General features: G+C 60.0%; 11 protein-coding genes. 7 read left to right on the top strand and 4 right to left on the bottom strand.

The window, feature by feature from the left end; all coding sequences use genetic code 11:
* Window positions 1–243: 243 nt before the first annotated feature.
* From WS66_RS12300 to WS66_RS12280, 5 genes are all read left to right on the top strand, one after another.
* Complete coding sequence (locus tag WS66_RS12300) at window positions 244–1,065, top strand: alpha/beta fold hydrolase (protein WP_059599345.1); 822 nt, start codon at window positions 244–246, stop codon at window positions 1,063–1,065.
* A gap of 525 nt (window positions 1,066–1,590) precedes the next feature.
* Window positions 1,591–1,977: a response regulator transcription factor gene (locus WS66_RS12295; protein ID WP_059599346.1), complete on the top strand. Its 387-nt coding sequence runs from the start codon at window positions 1,591–1,593 to the stop codon at window positions 1,975–1,977.
* Between the two features lie 116 nt (window positions 1,978–2,093).
* The gene (locus WS66_RS12290; RefSeq protein WP_059599347.1) at window positions 2,094–4,283 is read left to right on the top strand and encodes a PAS domain-containing sensor histidine kinase; all 2,190 of its coding nucleotides are present in this window, start codon (window positions 2,094–2,096) and stop codon (window positions 4,281–4,283) included.
* Entirely contained in the window at window positions 4,273–4,947 is a 675-nt protein-coding gene (locus WS66_RS12285; RefSeq protein ID WP_059599348.1) for a response regulator transcription factor, read from the top strand. Before WS66_RS12290 ends, WS66_RS12285 begins: the two co-directional genes overlap by 11 nt.
* Before the next feature lie 175 nt (window positions 4,948–5,122).
* The gene (locus tag WS66_RS12280) at window positions 5,123–5,800 is read left to right on the top strand and encodes a heavy metal response regulator transcription factor (protein WP_059599349.1); all 678 of its coding nucleotides are present in this window, start codon (window positions 5,123–5,125) and stop codon (window positions 5,798–5,800) included.
* 209 nt (window positions 5,801–6,009) lie between these two features.
* Here the strand turns inward: WS66_RS12280 and WS66_RS12275 are convergent, their stop codons facing one another.
* Window positions 6,010–7,260, bottom strand: coding sequence for an IS256 family transposase (locus WS66_RS12275; RefSeq protein ID WP_059600046.1), 1,251 nt, complete (start codon window positions 7,258–7,260; stop codon window positions 6,010–6,012).
* A 120-nt stretch (window positions 7,261–7,380) separates the two neighbouring features.
* On the opposite strand from WS66_RS12275, the gene WS66_RS12270 reads away from it, so the two are divergent.
* Complete coding sequence (locus WS66_RS12270) at window positions 7,381–7,659, top strand: DUF4148 domain-containing protein (RefSeq protein WP_059607896.1); 279 nt, start codon at window positions 7,381–7,383, stop codon at window positions 7,657–7,659.
* 105 nt (window positions 7,660–7,764) lie between these two features.
* Here the strand turns inward: WS66_RS12270 and WS66_RS12265 are convergent, their stop codons facing one another.
* The 3 genes from WS66_RS12265 to WS66_RS12255 all read right to left on the bottom strand — a co-directional run bounded on the left by WS66_RS12265 (window position 7,765) and on the right by WS66_RS12255 (window position 15,415).
* A complete protein-coding gene (locus WS66_RS12265; protein WP_059607897.1) occupies window positions 7,765–8,925 on the bottom strand; it encodes an NAD-dependent formate dehydrogenase in 1,161 nt (386 codons plus the stop codon).
* A 205-nt stretch (window positions 8,926–9,130) separates the two neighbouring features.
* On the bottom strand, window positions 9,131–14,689 hold the full coding sequence (locus tag WS66_RS12260; RefSeq protein WP_059607898.1) for a trifunctional serine/threonine-protein kinase/ATP-binding protein/sensor histidine kinase: 5,559 nt from the start codon (window positions 14,687–14,689) through the stop codon (window positions 9,131–9,133).
* Window positions 14,690–14,758: 69 nt separating this feature from the next.
* The gene (locus tag WS66_RS12255) at window positions 14,759–15,415 is read right to left on the bottom strand and encodes a response regulator transcription factor (protein WP_059607901.1); all 657 of its coding nucleotides are present in this window, start codon (window positions 15,413–15,415) and stop codon (window positions 14,759–14,761) included.
* A 222-nt stretch (window positions 15,416–15,637) separates the two neighbouring features.
* On the opposite strand from WS66_RS12255, the gene WS66_RS12250 reads away from it, so the two are divergent.
* Window positions 15,638–16,096, top strand: a complete 459-nt coding sequence (locus WS66_RS12250) for an MEKHLA domain-containing protein (protein WP_059607899.1) — start codon at window positions 15,638–15,640, stop codon at window positions 16,094–16,096.
* The last annotated feature ends 1,539 nt before the right edge of the window (window positions 16,097–17,635 follow it).

Raw genomic sequence — 17,635 nt, 5'->3', positions numbered from 1 at the left:
CAGCAAAGCCGATGTTTCGACGGGCGACGCGACTCGGCCTCCTGCGCCGTAACCGTGAATGCCGCGGGCGATCGTGCGGAGCGGAAAATCCCGGTCCCTATCAAAAGGAACCGGGCTTCGTCGCTTCGATAATCATTCCAGTGTGTGAGTTTTGCGGCCCGAGCGGCGGCCGCTGGGCGCCGCGTAACGTCGCTTCTGCCGGGAAGGCAGGCTGGGAGCGACATCGTCAAGGAGAGTACGAAGATGGCAATGCTCGTATTGAAAGATGGAACCGAACTGTTCTACAAGGACTGGGGCTCGGGCCAGCCGGTGGTGTTCTCGCACGGATGGCCGTTGAACGCCGACGCATGGGATGCGCAAATGATGTATCTCGCCGAGCGAGGCTATCGTGTGATTGCGCACGACCGCCGTGGGCACGGCCGCTCCAGTCAACCGTGGGGCGGAAACGAGATGTCCCGTTACGCGGACGATCTCGCCGAACTAATCGAATATCTCGATCTCAAGGACGCAGTGCTCGTCGGTCATTCGACCGGAGGTGGAGAGGTTGCCCGATATATCGGCCGCCACGGCACCACGCGTGTGGCGAAGGCCGTATTGATCGCGGCTGTGCCGCCGCTGATGCTGAAAACCGAGTCGAATCCCGGCGGCTTGCCGTTGTCGGTGTTCGACGACATCCGAAAGGGTGTCCTGGCGAACCGCTCGCAGTTCTTCAAGGACCTGGCGGTCCCGTTTTACGGCTTCAACCGCGACAACGCAAAGGCGTCGGACGGGACGGTGGATGCCTTCTGGTATGCGGGCATGCAATGTTCGATCAAGAGCGCGTACGACTGCATCAAGGCCTTCTCGGAAACCGACTTCACCGCTGATCTGCGCAGCATCGACGTTCCGACACTGGTCCTGCAAGGGGATGACGATCAGATCGTCCCGCTGGACGATTCCGGGCGGTTGTCGGCCGAGATCGTTCGCGAGGCACGACTGACCATTTACCCCGGCGCGCCGCACGGCTTGTGTACCACGCGTGCCGATCAGGTGAACGCGGATCTTCTTGCGTTCATCCGTGCGTGACGTTGCGGCCGTTCGACGCGTCGTCGGTCGAAGCGAACCGACGGCGACGCGCATGACACATTCTCGATACCGGTGCACCCAGCGTCGGTATCGACTCGGCGACACCGCCCGCTGACCCGCGATGCATGCGGCCCTCATCGTACTGACGGTCCGTCGAGATCCGTTCATTCGATGCAATGCGGACGCGAAATCTTCGTACTCAGCGGCAGAAGTGGGGTTGCGACGCAAACCGCGCGCGTGCGACGTGCGTACCCGCGCTTCTGAGAAGCGCGCATGGCCTTCGTTGTGCGGAAGCAGGCGTGACGCGGAGTCGTCGGATCGGGACGAGGCCGCGTTTTCCAAGCAAACGCGGCGACGACGGCTTCCGACATCGCGGCTTTGCGATGACCGACCGGTGCCGACCGGGATGGCGTGGAACTATACGTATATATGATTTCCGCAGATTGCCGATTTCTCTATGATTGGGGGCGACAGGGCGGCCAATGTTCGGTCACCCGAAACGGAATTTCGGCCGAGGGCTCGGGTTTGCAGAACTATCCAATCGTTTCGATTGTTGACGATGACGAATCCGTCCGTGTCGCCACGTCCAGTCTGGTTCGCTCCCTGGGTTGGAGCACGAAACTTTACGCGTCGGCGGAGCAGTTTCTGGCCTCCGACGACGTTCTGGACGTTTCGTGCGTTATTTCGGACGTGCAGATGCCTGGTATTTCAGGTCTGGAAATGTACCGACGGCTGCTGGACAGCGGCGTCTCGGTGCCGATCATTTTCATTTCGGCATTCGCGTCCGATGCCGTCCGTCGGCAGGCCCTCGATATGGGCGCGATCTGCGTATTGAGTAAACCTGTGGATGGCGTGGAGGTTGCCCGCCATCTGGAATCTGTGAAGAACAGCGGCGCGAACCGGGTCTCGTAGCGCATTCCGCAAGCCAGGTATCCCCGCTCGTATCGCCAACGCGCTGCTGTGGGAAAACGAGATACAGACTGGTATTCCGTACGCTTCATTTCCATCGAGCACTGCGAAACACGACGATGAGCAATCGGACAATTGGCAAGCCGTGGCGAGAAGACGCACGCGTGTTGTACACCCTGGCGGGTGCACTGGCGTCGCTCATTTTCATCATCGACGTGACGCCGCTCGATATTGCGATTGCAGTGCTTTACGTGGTGGTTGTGTTGCTAGTGGCGTCCGCGGGCTCCCGCCGGGCCACGTATGTCGCTGCATGCGGATGCGCGGGATTGACATTACTCGCGCTGGGACTGTCGCATGACGAACGCTATTCCGGCGGCGCGCTCGCACGTTGTTGCGTAAGCTTGCTGGCGATAGGTACGACGGCACTTTTGTCGCTGCGCAATATCGCCAACACCGCGACCCTGCGTGAGCGATTGCAGTTGCTCGATCTCACTCATGACGCGATCGTCGTATACGACTTGCAGGGCAGGATCGCGTTCTGGAATCAGGGCGCGGAAGCGCTTTACGGCTGGACGGCCGAACAGGCGCTCGGTCAGCCGGTCCACGTGCTTACACAGACCGTCGCGTCGGTGCCGCTCGACCGCATTCACCGTACCGTACTCGAGTGTGGACAGTGGCAGGGTGAGCTGCAGCGTGTACGCAAGGACGGGAAAGTGGTGATGATATCGAGTCGACTCGCGCTGTGGCGTGATGCCGGCGGAAAGGCGGTTGCGATACTCGCGACCAACAATGACATCACGGACCGCAAGCGCCTGGAGGGCGAAATGCGGCAGCAGAAAGATGAATTGCACGCGATGATCGACGCCATTCCAGCGATGGTGTGGAGCTCGGATAGTGAGGGCAAGATTGGCTATGTCAACAAGCGATGGACGGAGTTCGGCGTGTCCATGGCCGAGCGCGAAGAGGATATCTGGCGTGCCGTCGTACATCCCGACGATCTGGTTGCGATGCAGCACGCATGGGAACGCGCTGTCTGTAACGAATCACGGTTCGAGAACACCGTCCGGATCAGGCGCGAGGACGGCGTCTACCGATGGGTGCATGTCCGCGCGGCACCGCTTCGTGACGGGAGCGGGCGTCTCGTTCGTTGGTATGGGGTGAATGCGGACATAGAGGCACGAAAGCAGGCGGAGCAGGCATGGCGCCGCAGTGAGGCACTTTTATCGGGCGCGCAGCGGCTGAGCCATACCGGCAGTATTGCGATGCGGCTTCCCGACGGTACGATGTGGTGGTCCGACGAGACATATCGCATCTTCGAACTCGGTCGCCACATGGTACCGAGCCTGCAGGCGATTGCATCGCGCGTCCACCCGGATGACATTTCCGTCGTTCGCAATGCGTGGAATCGCCAAGTCTCGGGCGCGTCGGCGCTCGACATCAAGTTTCGACTGTTGATGGCCGATGCCCGCATCAAACATGTCCATTACGTCGCGCATCCCATCCGACATCAAAACGAGACGGAATATGTCGCCGCATTGATGGACATCACCGAGCGAGTCGTCGCGCAGGAAGCGCTGGATCGATCGAATGCCGAACTGGCGCACGCAACGCGGGTAACGATGCTGGGCGAACTGGCCGCGTCGATCGCTCATGAAGTCACGCAGCCGCTCGCCGCAATTGTCACGGCAGGCGATGCTGCATTGCGCTGGATCGACCGGCCGGAGCCGGATCTGCGCGAGGTACAGCAATCCGTTGCACAGATGATCCGCGACGCCAAGCGAGCGTCCGACATCATCCGGCAGATTCGGGCGATGGCGAGAAAGCGCGCGCCCGAACAGGCGCTGCTCGACCTGAACGATGTCGTGCGAGAATCGCTCGAACTCGTCGCACGCGAGCTGAAGACCCAACGGATGGACGTGGAGGTGGACTATTCCGCGTTACCCCAGCGTGTTTGCGGCGACCGCGTGCAATTGCAGCAAGTCGTCATCAATCTGGTGATGAACGCGATACAGGCCATGTCGGGCCTCCCTCCTGGCGCGCGCCGCTTGCGGCTTCGTACTCAGGCGTGCGATGGTCGCGCTCACGTTATGGTGGAGGACCACGGAGCCGGGATACGCGACGAAGACTTCGACCGGCTGTTCAGCGTATTCTTCACGACGAAGCAGGACGGAATGGGCATGGGCTTGTCGATATGCCGGTCGATAGTAGAAGCGCATGGCGGCCGTATCTGGGCCGAGATTCCGGACGGCCCCGGAACGGTCATACAGTTCGTATTGCCACTGGATGAGGAAACTTGTAATGAACCCTGACGCGCAAGACGCCACCCAGCAATCGATCGTTTATGTCGTCGACGATGACGAGTCGATGCGAACGGCGGTCGACATGCTGCTTCGGTCGGTAGGGTTCCGCGTCGAAGTGTTCGCAACGGCGCAGGAGTTTCTCGCCTTCGACAAGCCCGACGTCGCGAGCTGCCTGATTCTCGACGTTCGCCTGAAAGGCCAGAGCGGGCTTGCGGTTCAGGAGCAGATTGCCGCCGCCGAGCTGCACCTGCCGATCATCTTCATGACGGCGTACGGCGATATTGCGATGTCAGTGAAGGCCATGAAGGCCGGTGCGATGGATTTCCTCGCGAAGCCGTTTCGAGAGCAGGACATGCTCGATGCGGTCAATGCGGCGCTCGAGCGCGATGCGCGATGGCGAAGCGAGCATCGTTCGCTCCTCGATCTGCGCGCGCGCTATGCAACGCTGTCTGCGCGCGAGCGCGAGGTCATGGCGTTCGTGGCGAGCGGCCTGATGAACAAGCAGATCGCGGCAGAACTGAATCTGAGCGAAATCACGGTGAAGATTCACCGCGGACAGGCGATGAAGAAGATGGATTCGCGCTCGTTGGCCGACTTCGTGAAAAAGGCCGAGGCGCTGGGTGTCGACCGGCCGGCACAGGCCCCCGGGGCAGCCAGAATGCAGGGTAGCTAGCCCGCGTTGGAGCCCGACAAGTGAGACGTTCGTCTGCTCGGCCGCGTAACCGGATCATGGTTTTTCCCTTCGGAAATGGGAACGTCCGCGTAGCCGATACGGCAGCGATTGCGGGTCGCTGTTTCTTCTAGGACGGTTCGCCGGCCGTGCGGCGACAGTTTGCACGGGTACGATCATGCGCATTCTGATAGTCGAAGACGAGCCGAAGACCGGTGCATATCTAAAGAAGGGGCTTGAAGAATCCGGCTTCAGTGTCGACCTCGCGAAAGACGGTGCAGAAGGGTTGATGCTTGCACAGGAAGAGAGCTACGACGTGATAGTGCTCGATGTGATGCTGCCGGTACTCGACGGCTGGGGCGTACTTAAGCGATTGCGCGCCACGCATATGACGCCGGTGTTGTTTCTGACAGCGCGCGACGACGTACAGGACCGAGTGCACGGTCTCGAACTGGGCGCCGACGATTATCTGGTGAAGCCGTTTGCGTTCGTCGAGCTGCTCGCGCGCATTCGCACGCTAGCGCGTCGCGGACCGCCGCGGGAGATGGAGCGTATCGTCGTTGGCGATCTTGAAATCGACGTCGTGCGTCGCCGCGTGAAGCGCGGCACGGTTCGCATCGAGCTCACGCCGCGCGAATTCTCCCTGCTGCAACTGCTGGCGCGACGGCATGGCGAGGTGCTGACCCGAACGCAGATCGCGTCGTATGTGTGGGACATGAACTTCGATAGCGATACCAATGTCGTCGAAGTAGCGATCAGGCGTTTGCGCGCGAAAATCGACGAAGAGTTCGAGGTCAAGCTGATTCATACGGTGCGTGGCGCGGGCTACGTGCTCGAACTGCAGGACACCGCGTGATGCGTTGTGGGTCGTCGACCGCGCCGTTTGCGCGCCCAAGCCGCTAATCCTGAAAAGTTCGATCGGCGGTCAACTGAAGCGATCCGTGGATTTCGAAATCGTCATCCAACGGTCAGCGTGTCGGTGAGGGCACGGTACGAGAATAGGTCAGTCGATTGCAGTGCTGATGGGGGGTGTCAGAATTTCCGTGTTCAAGGCGGGGTTGAGATTCACACGGATGGTCGAACGAACCGGTCCTCGTAGAGGATAGCGAATTGGTTCATCGCTGTCTTCCAGTCGTGAGCGGCACGTCCCCAATCGGCAGTGATGTTGCGCAGCGCCAGCCAGATCAGTTTCGTCGCGGCATCATCGGTCGGGAAGTGACCTCGGGTCTTGATGATCTTGCGTAGCTGCGAATTGATGTTCTCGATGGCGTTCGTCGTGTAGATCACCTTGCGCACGCCCGGCGGGAACGCAAAGAACGGAATCACGCGATCCCAGGCGTTGCGCCACGCCGTGCTGACCGGCGGGAATTTCTGCCCCCACGGACCGTCAGCAAACGCATCCAGCTCGGCCTGCGCGGCTTCAGCGCTCGGGGCGGTATAGATCGGGCGGATCGCAGCAGCGAGGGACTTGCGGTCTTTCCAGCTCGCGTAATCGAGACTGTTGCGGATCAGGTGGACGATGCAGGTTTGCAGCGTCGTGGCCGGAAACACCACCGCAAGTGCTTCGGGCATGCCCTTGAGGCCGTCGGTCACGGCAATCAGGATGTCGCCCACGCCGCGTGTTTTCAGATCATTGAATACCTTCATCCAGAACTTGGCGCCCTCGGTGTTCTCGATCCACAGGCCCAGGATGTCACGCGTGCCGTCGGGCAGAATGCCCAGTGCCAGATAGACGGCCTTGTTGCGCACGACGGCATCTTCGCGAATCTTCACGCGCAGCGCGTCGAAGAATACGACCGGATACATCGGTTCGAGTGGCCGGGCCTGCCAGGCCGTCACTTCGGCCATGACCTCATCGGTCACCGAGCTGATGAATTCGGGCGAAACTTCCGTGCCGTACTGCTCCAGCACAAAGCCCTGAATCTCGCGCACGGTCATGCCCCGTGCGTACATCGCAACGATCTTGTCGTCGAAGCCCGTGAAGCGTCGTTCGTGTTTGGGGATCAGCAGTGGTTCGAAACTGCCGTCGCGGTCGCGCGGTACTTCGATGCGGATCGGTCCGTCTTCGGTCAGAACCGTCTTGGCGCCACGGCCGTTGCGCTGGTTCGTCACGCTGGCCGGTTTTGCCGCGCCCGGCGCGTAGCCGAGGTGGTGATTCATCTCACCGCCCAGCGCTCGCTCGATCAGCGCCTTCTTGAGGGCTAGCGTCGCGGCATTGATCGCTTCGGCCGTCATCGGGCCGTTGCCGAATTGTTCAAGCAGTTCAGCGGGAATCGCCGGTAGCTCTACCGGTGGGGTTTTCGGTTTGCGAGGCATAGGTTCTCCTGGGGAGGATCATATGCCTTGAACACGAAATTACTGACAGGCCCGTGCTGATGCTATCGGCTGTGCAATCGCGACGCGATTTCCTCGACCCACACCCAGGAGAGTTTCATCATGAACCGCAGACTCATGGCAGCAAGTGCGCTACTCTTTGTCGTGCTCGGCACACCGGTTGCTGCGTTCGCGCAGATTTCGCAACATGCGCTGACGCGCGCGCAGGTTATCGCCGATCTGGCGCAGGCCGAGCGGGATGGCACCGTGCCCGATCCGAATTCGGACTACCCTCGCAGCGCCCAGGCGGCCGGCCGCCATCGCGATATGTACGCGATGGCGGCCGGTGTGCGGACTGCCGTAAGCGCGCCGACGTCCGTGTCGAACGCACGTCCCCAGTAACTCGGGAGCACGGTGACGACACTCCTGCGTCATGAAGCCGGTACGCAAGATTCACTACCGGCTCCACGCCGAATGAACGACGTCTGCTTCGGCGCCTTTGGGGTATTAGCTCAACTTGTATGACGCTGCGCCCGTCCCGGCGAGTTTCCCGGCGTCCACGATAAGGTACTCAGGGCGAATCGGCCGGCCTTCGAGATGACACTGCAGAATCTCCAGGGTGCCTGCCGCATAGCGCGCCTGTGCGGACAGCGACGTGCCGGAGATATGGGGTGTCATTGCTTCGCTCGGCATGCGGCGCCACGGATGGTCGGGCGGCGCCGGTTGCGGAAACCACACGTCGCCGCCATAGCCGGCGAGGCGACCGGATTCGAGCGCTCGCACGACGGCGTCTCTATCGCACAGCTTGCCGCGCGCGGTATTGATGAGGTAAGCGCCGGGCTTGATATGCGAGAACATTTCGTCGTCGAACATATGTTCGGTGGTTGGATACAGCGGGCATTGCAAGTTGATCACATCGCACACCTGCACGAGGGACTTGGCGCTGGCGTGGTAGGAGAGGCCGAGTTTGCGTTCGAGATCTGCCGATAGGCGATGACGACTGTGGTAATGAAGATGTACGTCAAACGGCTTCAGTCGTCGAAGCACTGCCAGTCCGATACGCCCTGCCCCGATCGTTCCGAAATGCATCCCTTCGAGATCGTAGCTTCGCCTCACGCAGTCCGCGATGTTCCAACCTCCGTTCGTCGCAAACTGATGAGCGGGAACGAAATTCCGGACGAGCGCCAGCACCGTCATGACGACATGTTCCGCTACGCTGATGCTGTTCGAGAACGTCTCCTCTGCGACGGTAATGCCGCGTTCTGCAGCAGCCTGGAGATCGACATGATCCGAACCAATTCCTGCGGTGAGCGCGAGTTTGAGCTTGGATGCCTTCGCGATTCGCTCTCTCGTCAGATAGGCTGGCCAGAACGGTTGCGAAATCACTACGTCCGCGTCGGGGAGATGTTGGTCAAAGACGGAATCGGGGCTGTCCTTGTCGCTCGTCACGACCAGTTCGTGACCGTTTGCCTCCAGATAAGGCCGAAGGCCGAGTTCGCCCGACACGCATCCGACGAGTTCGCCCGGAGAAAAACCGAGCGGACCTTGCGGGGTAGGCAAGCGCTGTCCACCGGGATATGCGGCGATCGACGGGATGCCGTCACGAACGTACCGGGGCGGATAGCCGGTCGCCGGATCCGGGTAGAGAACACAGAGAACTTTCGCCATTCATCGTCTCCTTCTTGCTTGACGGGTCTACGCAGTGACGCGTCGTCGCAGATTAGGAGAGACGGACAGCGGTGAATTCTGTTATGGCACGTCTTTTTTCAAATTGCATGAAGTGCTCGCCGTGCTCCGAGGTCTCTCGTCCGTTAAATGAACCGGTCGAGCTAAGTCCTGCGGTGCAATTCCGGCAGTCGATGTCGCGACGTGGCTACTCAAGCGACGCTGGAAGCGTGATGTGAAATGTTGTGCCGTAAGGTTCGTCGGGGGTTGCCCTCAGGTGTCCGTCATGGGCTTGAACGATCGAATGAGCGACTGATAGCCCGATGCCCATTCCCGTATCCTTGGTGGTGAAGAACGGCTCGAAAAGCCGTTCCATATGTGCGGCGGACATACCGGGGCCTGAGTCCTTCACCTTTATGTCTACCATGCCGTCGTCGCTGCACGATGTGGTGATCGACAGCAGCCGGCGCCCTTCATTGACGGCGTTCATCGCTTCGATCGCGTTGGCGACGAGGTTGAGTACGACTTGCTGCAGTTGTACGCGATCGCCTGTCACGACCGGAGAAGGCGCGGCAAGCGTCGTCTCTATGCCAATGCCATTTTTCTCCGCATCGCGCCGAGTCATGAACAGAACTTCGAGTATGGCATCGTTGACGTCCACCTGCTCCTTTCGAACCGGGGATTTGCGCACCAGGTTTCTGATGCGGTCGATGATGTCGCCGGTTCGCAAGGTATCGCGCACGATCAGTTCGAGGGCTCTGGCTGCCCGGTCGACGTTTGCCGGGCGAGCAGACAGCCACCGCAGCGCCGCGTCTGCATTCGCGGACATCGCGGCGATCGGTTGCTTCACCTCGTGACTGATCATCGCCGTCAACTGTCCGACGGTCGATACACGGTTCGCGTGGGCGAGTTCCTGCTGCATTTCGCTGAACCGGATTTCGCTGTCTCGCGCGCGTGCCTCCGCGCGCTTGCTTTCGCTCAGATCGAGAACGAAGGCGACCCCTTGATCGCCCTCCGGCGAGAACATCGCGGCACCGACAAGGACAGGCGCTCGGCCCCCGTCCTTGCGAAAGTACTCTTTTTCGATCGGTGCAAGCACGCCGGTCGCGCGAAGGACCGGTTCGTGGATCTGGAAGTCGACCTGAATCCATTCAGGAGGAGTGATGTCCCGCCAGTTCAGCTGGCGATGACGGAGCTCCTCGCGACCGTAGCCGAGCAAGTCGAGAAAGGCGCTGTTTGCGTCCAATATCGTGCCATCGAGCGCGTAAATGAAGATACCGATGATGTTGGCATCCACGAGGCGCCTGATCCTGGCCTCGCGGTCGGACAGCTCTCGATACAGGCGTGCGTTCTCCAGCGTAATGGCGACCTGCGAAACGAGTACGCCAAGCGCCGCAAGGCGGGTGGGTGCGAACACGCCCGTGGAAAGTCTGTTTTCCAGATAAAGCGTACCGACCAGTGTGCCGCGACGGACAAGAGGAATGCATAGAATCGAGCGCACTCGGTGTGAGACGGTGTATGCGTCGGTCGCGCATATAGGATCCTTCGATACATCGGGTATCGACAGGACTTCCCGAGTCCGCATGACGTAGGTAATCGTCGCCGTCGGGAGCCGCTCCGGATCGAGCGGTGAGCTTTCCTGCCGAATGCACACTGCTTCGCCTTGGACCGTCGCCTCGGCCTGTATCTTCGCGGGTCCCTCATCCGCGGTGAGAATCAGAATGGCGCGATCCGCGCCAGAGTGAGTCAGCGCAGCCCGCATGAACGTATCGACTACGTTTTCGAGAACGATCTCGGACGAAACGCGCTGCGAGACATCGATTAGCATCCAGTAGTCGATCTCGCCGGCTGTGGACCGCGTCGTCTCGTGCGCGCTGCTGCCACGCGCGTCGGTGCCCAGATGCGGGTATGCGTCGTCGAGTTGCCGGACTTTCCCAAGCGCTCCCCAGCGCATATATCCGTAACGTGCATTGCGCAAGTAGGCATCGCTGATGATCGCGAAGCCCCGGGACTGGTAAAAGCGCGCAGCCAGTTCACTCGCAATTGCTTCCTGATGCGGAAAGTCGCTTGCGCGTGCGGCATCAATCGCCTGTTCATAAAGCCGCTCTGCGTCGAGTATGCGGGATTCGATGCGAGCGATCTCGGCATTCACGAGCGCTGCTCGATTGTCGAAATTGCGGGGAAAGTGGTTTGCCAGCACGTTGAGTTTCGCTTGGTGCCGAGCCAGTTGCTCCAGCCGCCGAGCACGGTTCGCCGGCGTCATCTGCTCCAGCGTTGCGGCCAACGTGAGCGCAGCGTAGAAATGGAACTCCGCCTCTTCGAGGAACATCGAGGACGTCCACATCAAGGATTCGGCGCGGAGCAGAGACTCGTAAGCGGCGTCGTGGTCACCCGCCAGATAACGTGCTTGCATTTTTCGCGTCCAGTACCAGCACTCCGCGATGGCAAGACCGTGACGGTGGGAAAGACGGGACTCAAATGCCTGTTCATTGAAGTGCTCGCTGCAGAATGTCCCGAGCTTTTTTGTCCGCCCCCGCAGGCTGTCGATGAACGCGATTTGTGTCGAGATGATATCGACGACCAAACCATGTTGAGCGTTCCGGGCAAACGCAAGACCGTGTTCTGCTTCGGTGTGGACGGTGGAAAGGGGATCGCCCGCAAACAGCAACACCGTATTCAAACAATTCAGGGAGTATGATGCGTACAAGAGATCCCCGGTCTTGTTCGCCGCGGAAAACGCGTACCTCAGTGTGTCTTCGGATGCGCGAACATGCTCTACCCAGCACTTCGTAAAGATCGCGAACACCATCGACGTGCTGGCATGGAAGCGATGTTGCGCATTGCGTTCGGCAATGCGATAGCCCGCATGGCTGAAGCGAATCCCGAGGTCGAAATCACCGAAACGCGGACCGGAAGTCCGGCTCAGCGTACCGTAAGCAACGCACGATGCGTCACAGTTTCCACTGGTCAGGCTGAGGTTGATTGCCTTGCACGTAATCAGCGAGTTGAGATTGAAATCGGTGAAGCATGCTGCGGAAAGCAGGCGTGTCAGTACCTCCAGCGTAGTCAACGCCAGCGGGTCGACCATGGCTGGCAATCCGGCGATGTCGTCGACCGTCAGGCTGGCCGCACGTCGGTGGAGTTGCGCATATTCGTCTTGCACGTCCTGATCGGACGGATGTGCCGAGGATGTGATACCGACGCAACGCAGATATTCGAGCGCGACGGCGATCGCGTCGTCGCTTTGATCGAGCGCCGTGTACACGTCCATCCGTTGTACCGTGACGCGACCGCGCTCGATCAAGTCCAATCCTTGTATCGGCAATGCTGCCAGGCGCCGTTCCGCCAGCTCGAGTTGTCCAGTCAGGGATTCACATTCGGCAAATTCGAGTTCGAACTCGAAATGGATACCGGCAGGGTCGTTGGTTGGTATAGCGCTCAGTAGCGCCGCACCGGCACTGAAGTAGCGCAGCGCGGTATCGTACGCGGCGGAACGCTTCGCTCGAATGCCGGCTCGCAAATTGAGCGCCGCGACTTCGTGCCGTTCTTCCGCCAAGATGAGTTCGTCACCGGCGCGATTGAATTGGCCGACGATTTCAAACAACAACCCTTCGTCGGCCCCTTCGGCAAGATGCGGTAACAGGCGCCGCGCAGCCATCAGGTGTATTTCCGCGCGCGAGCAAGCAGGGATGAGCGAATATGCTGCCTCGTGAATCCGGTCGTGGGCGAATCGGTAGATATTTCCGACGCGTTCGACGAGTTGTTGACGGATGGCGGCTTGAAGCTCACCGTGCAACGCTTCTTCGCTGGTTTGGCGCACGATCGCCAGATTGCAGGCCGTCGCCGCGCTGCCCAGGCACGCAAGGTCGCGGAGTGCGTCGTTGCAGTTTGGTGGAAGCCGGTTGAGCCGAATAGCCATCAGATCCGCGACGTTGTCCGTATAGCGGGCGCTCCGGACTTCCTGTACGTTCCATGACCAGCGTCCGGCGGCCGGATCGATGACGAGCACGTTCTCTTCCGCGAGTGCATGCAGGAACTGAACGACGAAGAACGGGTTGCCCGCCGTCTTCGAATATACGACTCTCGCAAGCGGCTCGACCAACTTGTCGGTGGAGTGCAGGATGTCGCGAAGAAGGGGGGCGACATCCTTGGCGCTCAATGGCAACAGGTCGATTTCATGAACGGCGATTCCCGCCGCTTTGGCGATGGAGATCTTTCGCGTCAATGGATGATCGGAATCGACTACATTGTGACGATATGCGCCGATCAGCAGCAGGTGGCGCATGTCGGAATGGTGCGCGATATGTTCGATGAGATCGAGCGTTGCGGCGTCTGCCCATTGAAGATCGTCGATAAAGAGCACAAGGGGAGGGCTCAGCGTCGCGAACACCTGTATGAGGTCCCGCAACACGCGTTGAAATCGGACCTGTACCTGTTGCGGAGGCAAATCCGCTACGCCGGGTTGCTTGCCTATCAGCAGTTCGAGATCCGGCACGAAATCCGTGACGAGGCGTCCGTTCTGCCCGAGTGCGTCGAGCATCGCGTCGCGCCACCGGCGTACGTCGCCTTCGCCTCTGGCGAACACGGACTTGATCATGCTTTTGAGCGCAAGCCCCACCGAGGCATACGGTACGTCGATGTTGTACTGGTCGCACTTTCCGCTGGCGAAAGTCCCTTGAAACGTGCCTACCGCGGTTTGCAGCTCGCGCGCGAGACACGATTTGCCGATACCGGCATAACCGGAAATCATCACCAGTTCAGTCGATCCCGCGAGCATAGCCCGTGAAAATGCGCCGGTCAGTCGCGCCAGCTCCTGGTCCCGACCGTACAACTTGACCGGTCCGGAAAGTCGCACAGGCAGATCGGCGACGCCCAAGTCGAACCGAGATATCGTCGCGCTCGCTGACCACTCCGCCATGCATCGACGCAGGTCCCGCTCCAGTCCTGCCGCGCTTTGATAGCGTTCGCCGGGGCATTTCTCGAGCAATTTCATGACGATCGCCGACAACTGGGGATCGACGAGTCCGTGGCGCAGATGGGGCGCGACGGGCGTGCGCGACGTGTGACTGTGTATCCACTCCATCGGAGCGGTTGCGGAAAATGGCAGTTGCCCGGTCAACATGCGATAAAACACGACACCCATGCTGTACAAATCGCTGCGCGCATCGATCTGCCAATTCATGCGGCCCGTTTGCTCAGGCGCCATGTAGGCCATCGTGCCGGCGATGATTTCCGGGTGATCTGCCATCTCGGGGCGATCCTGGCCGCCGAGCGCGATCCCGAAGCCGGTGAGCCTCACACGGCCGCCGGGTTCGTCAACGTACAGGTGAGAGGGTTTGAGATCGCGGTGAACGATCTTGGCGGCGTGCATATGGCCGACGGAGACGACGATCGGGAGGGCAATATTCAGAAAGCGTCCAGTATCCAGCGGCTCACTCAATAGCTGCTCGAGGCTGACGCCGGCGGAGTTTTCAAGAATGAGCGCGACGCTGTCGCCTTGTCGCTGCAATTCGAGCGGGCGCAACGCCCACGCGCCATCGAGCTGGTCGCGCATCCGGTATTCGTTCAATAGATGTTCAACGGCGATCGTGTTGGATGCGCCACGTCGCGGCCGGACGACGACGACCGGGATGCGCCGCCCTTCGGCGTTCGTGAAGCATGCGCGGGAGTGAGAGATGCCGTCGTCTTCAGGGATGATGGAGGGGGCGGTATCGGTCATGCCGGTGATCGCTGTTCCGGGAGAGGTATAGCTGACGGAGTCGTTCATGACGACCGGCAACGCTGGCGATCTGGCGCGGCGCCGTCACGATCGCCGCGGGTCGTTACCGTTGCGCGCTCAGGCCAGTGTGGCCAGACGCTCGTCGCGGCTGATCAAACCGAGCGCTTCCGCTTTCAGTACGAAGTCGGCAATCGACGGCGACTTCATTTTCTTCATTGCTTGCCCGCGGTGCAGTTTGACCGTGATTTCACTCAGGCCTAGTTCGGTCGCAATTTGCTTGTTCAGCAACCCGTTGGCGACCATCGTCATGATGGTTCGTTCTCGCGGCGTCAATGTGTCATAGGACGCACGCAATATCGCCATTGATCGTTCGGACGTGCGGCGCTTGCGATCCGACTCCAATGCGTGTGTCACAGCGTCGATCATGTCTTGTCCGCGAAACGGCTTCGGAAGAAAGTCGACGGCACCGGCCTTCATCGCCTGAACAGACATGGGGATATCTCCGTGCGCCGTCATCAGGATCACGGGCAAGCGCATGTTCCGCACGATGTGCTCCTGCACGGCGAGACCGCTGTGCCCCTTCAAGCGAACATCGAGGACAACGCAACTCGGTCGGTCCGGCAAGCCGGCGGCCAGGAAGTCATGCGCACTGTCGAACGAAACGACTTGCAGGCCGACGGAATCGAGCAACGTCTCGACAGCTTCGCGCACGGCACTATCGTCGTCTACTACGAAGACGACTGGATCCGTCATACCACCATTCATGTCCGTCATCACCGCTCCGCCGCTGAGATCCGTAGAGAATTGCCTTTGATGCTTCTGCTTAATAATCCGGTAGGCCGGCTCATAAACCACCACATTTTAGAGCGAAACATATCACCGGTACCGACAAAGGTCGGCTTGAACGTACCGGGCCGGGTGCTCGCGCGCCAGATGTTGCTGTATTCCAAATCGTCATACTATTAACGCCGAAATCCCTCTCTGGAGCATTCTGCGATGTCATCGAGTATTGACCTTCACTTCTTCCGCATCCTTGCGGACAGCTACCACCGACTGCTCAACAAGTCGCTCGTTCCTGCCGGGATGAATGCGTCTGAAGCCGCGACATGGCTGTACGAGGAAGCGCCGTTCGGGATTCTGGCGCACGATTTAGCGGTAGACCCCGTGTTCGTCTACGGCAACAAGCGTGCGCAGGCCATTTTTGGGTATGACTGGGACGAGCTCACCGCACTACCTTCACGGTTCTCGGCGGAGCCAATGGAGAGGGGCGAACGCCAACTGTTTCTTGAAAAAGTCGCGCGAGATGGCTTCGTGTCGGGATATCGAGGGATACGGATCACCAAGTCCGGAACACGCTTTTGGATCGAACATGCGACGGTGTGGCAACTCACTGATGCGGCCGGGAATCACTGCGGTCAGGCAGCGATGATCCCCGAGGTACACGCCATTGAGTAGTTCACGCAAACCGGGCAAGAGTCTCGGAGCCCGCGATCAGGTAACGAATTTGTTCCATTCGCTTTAACTAACGCCTTGGATCGATCCCGCGCGCGACGAACTCGCGTTGCATGCGATCCTCGTCAAACGATTTCCGTGAGGCAAGCTCGGGTTAGGTGGCGGTACCTCACATCGCTGATACGATCTCATCTTCGATGGCGATTGAACGCCGGGCTTGGGCCTTGCCGATTGCTTCATTTGATCGGCTCGACATCTCACAATGGCCGCCGATATCGCCAGGGGTGCTTGAGCCGGCTTCAGTGACGAACTGTCGATGAGGCGGTCCGAGATGGTTCCGGCCCAATGCGTCGATTTCTTAATTGCGACCTCCTCCCGCGCTCCATGCCAGTGATCACTTGGGGGGCACGTCCGACGACCTTTGCCAATACACCTGCTCGGGCCGCACTGTATCGAAGCGGATAACCTGGTCGAGCGGAACACCTGCGTGCGGTGCTGCAGTGGGTCGTACAAGGCACACCGTTTGTCGGTGCAGGTCGCAATGAAGCCATCGTAGGTCTCGCGTCCACCGGCTATCGCGTGCTCAACGTGCTCCGGCCGGAAGTCCGACGAATTGAAGATCGATCGTACGCAATTATTGATCATGCGCATCTGGCGCTGCGCGTCGTCCTCGCCCCGCCTTTCAGCTTTGTACTGAATCCATTGGAAGCCGAGCAATACGACCCCACAAACGCCGTGGCGGCAGCCATGCCGAAGCAGCCCCAGATCACGAATGGGATCGATCGTGGCTCGCTGGTCGGGGCGCGTGAAGTTGTCCGGGAGCCGTACCGATTCAATAGCCACTCTCTAACCATCCATACGAGGACGAACCACATGGAAATTGCGACGGTCGGAAGGAGGACGCTCTCAAAGAAGCCCTGTACCCCTACTACCATGCCCCAATACGAAAGCGCCCCTCGATCCCACGGCAACAGCTCTGCATCCACACCATAGGTGATCAAGTAGGCGTCTCGATATGCCCGGCCTTGGCTATATAGCAGCGCGCTGCTGACGGCAATCCACAATGCGGCACTCAGAGCCAAGTTGATCGCGCTAGCGACGTGTGTCAGCAACACGGTCGGAACTGCTGACACGACGCCTTTGCGTCGGGCAAATACACGGGGTGGACGCGCAGTTCTCTTCATGGGGCTGAACTCAGTGACTGGAACGGGAGCATGCCGGTCGGGGTTGAAGCAAATGGGGCGAATCTCACCTATTTTTACTCTGCTTGTCTGGTAGTTACGCCCCGCTATTCAGCAGCGATATTGCTACGAGTCTCGGCGAACTGCGGCGAGCCGATCTTTCTTGCCACTGCGGTTCGGCCGGGAACGCCATACCTGAAATTGCGCGATGGTCGGGACCCTGCATGGCCGCGGCGTTCGCGTAGTATCCATCGCCGCACCTTCAGTTGAAGTGCCGTCGTCGGATGACTTTCTGACCAACCCGATTTGGATTCGGACCGGTCGCGTCAAGTCTTGTCGGTGCGTTGCAAGCGGCCTGAAC

This window comes from Burkholderia sp. LA-2-3-30-S1-D2 (genome assembly GCF_001523915.2).
Lineage (GTDB): Bacteria > Pseudomonadota > Gammaproteobacteria > Burkholderiales > Burkholderiaceae > Burkholderia > Burkholderia diffusa.
The sequence above is the reverse complement of the archived record's forward strand: the minus strand, read 5'-3'. Positions and strand labels throughout refer to the sequence as shown.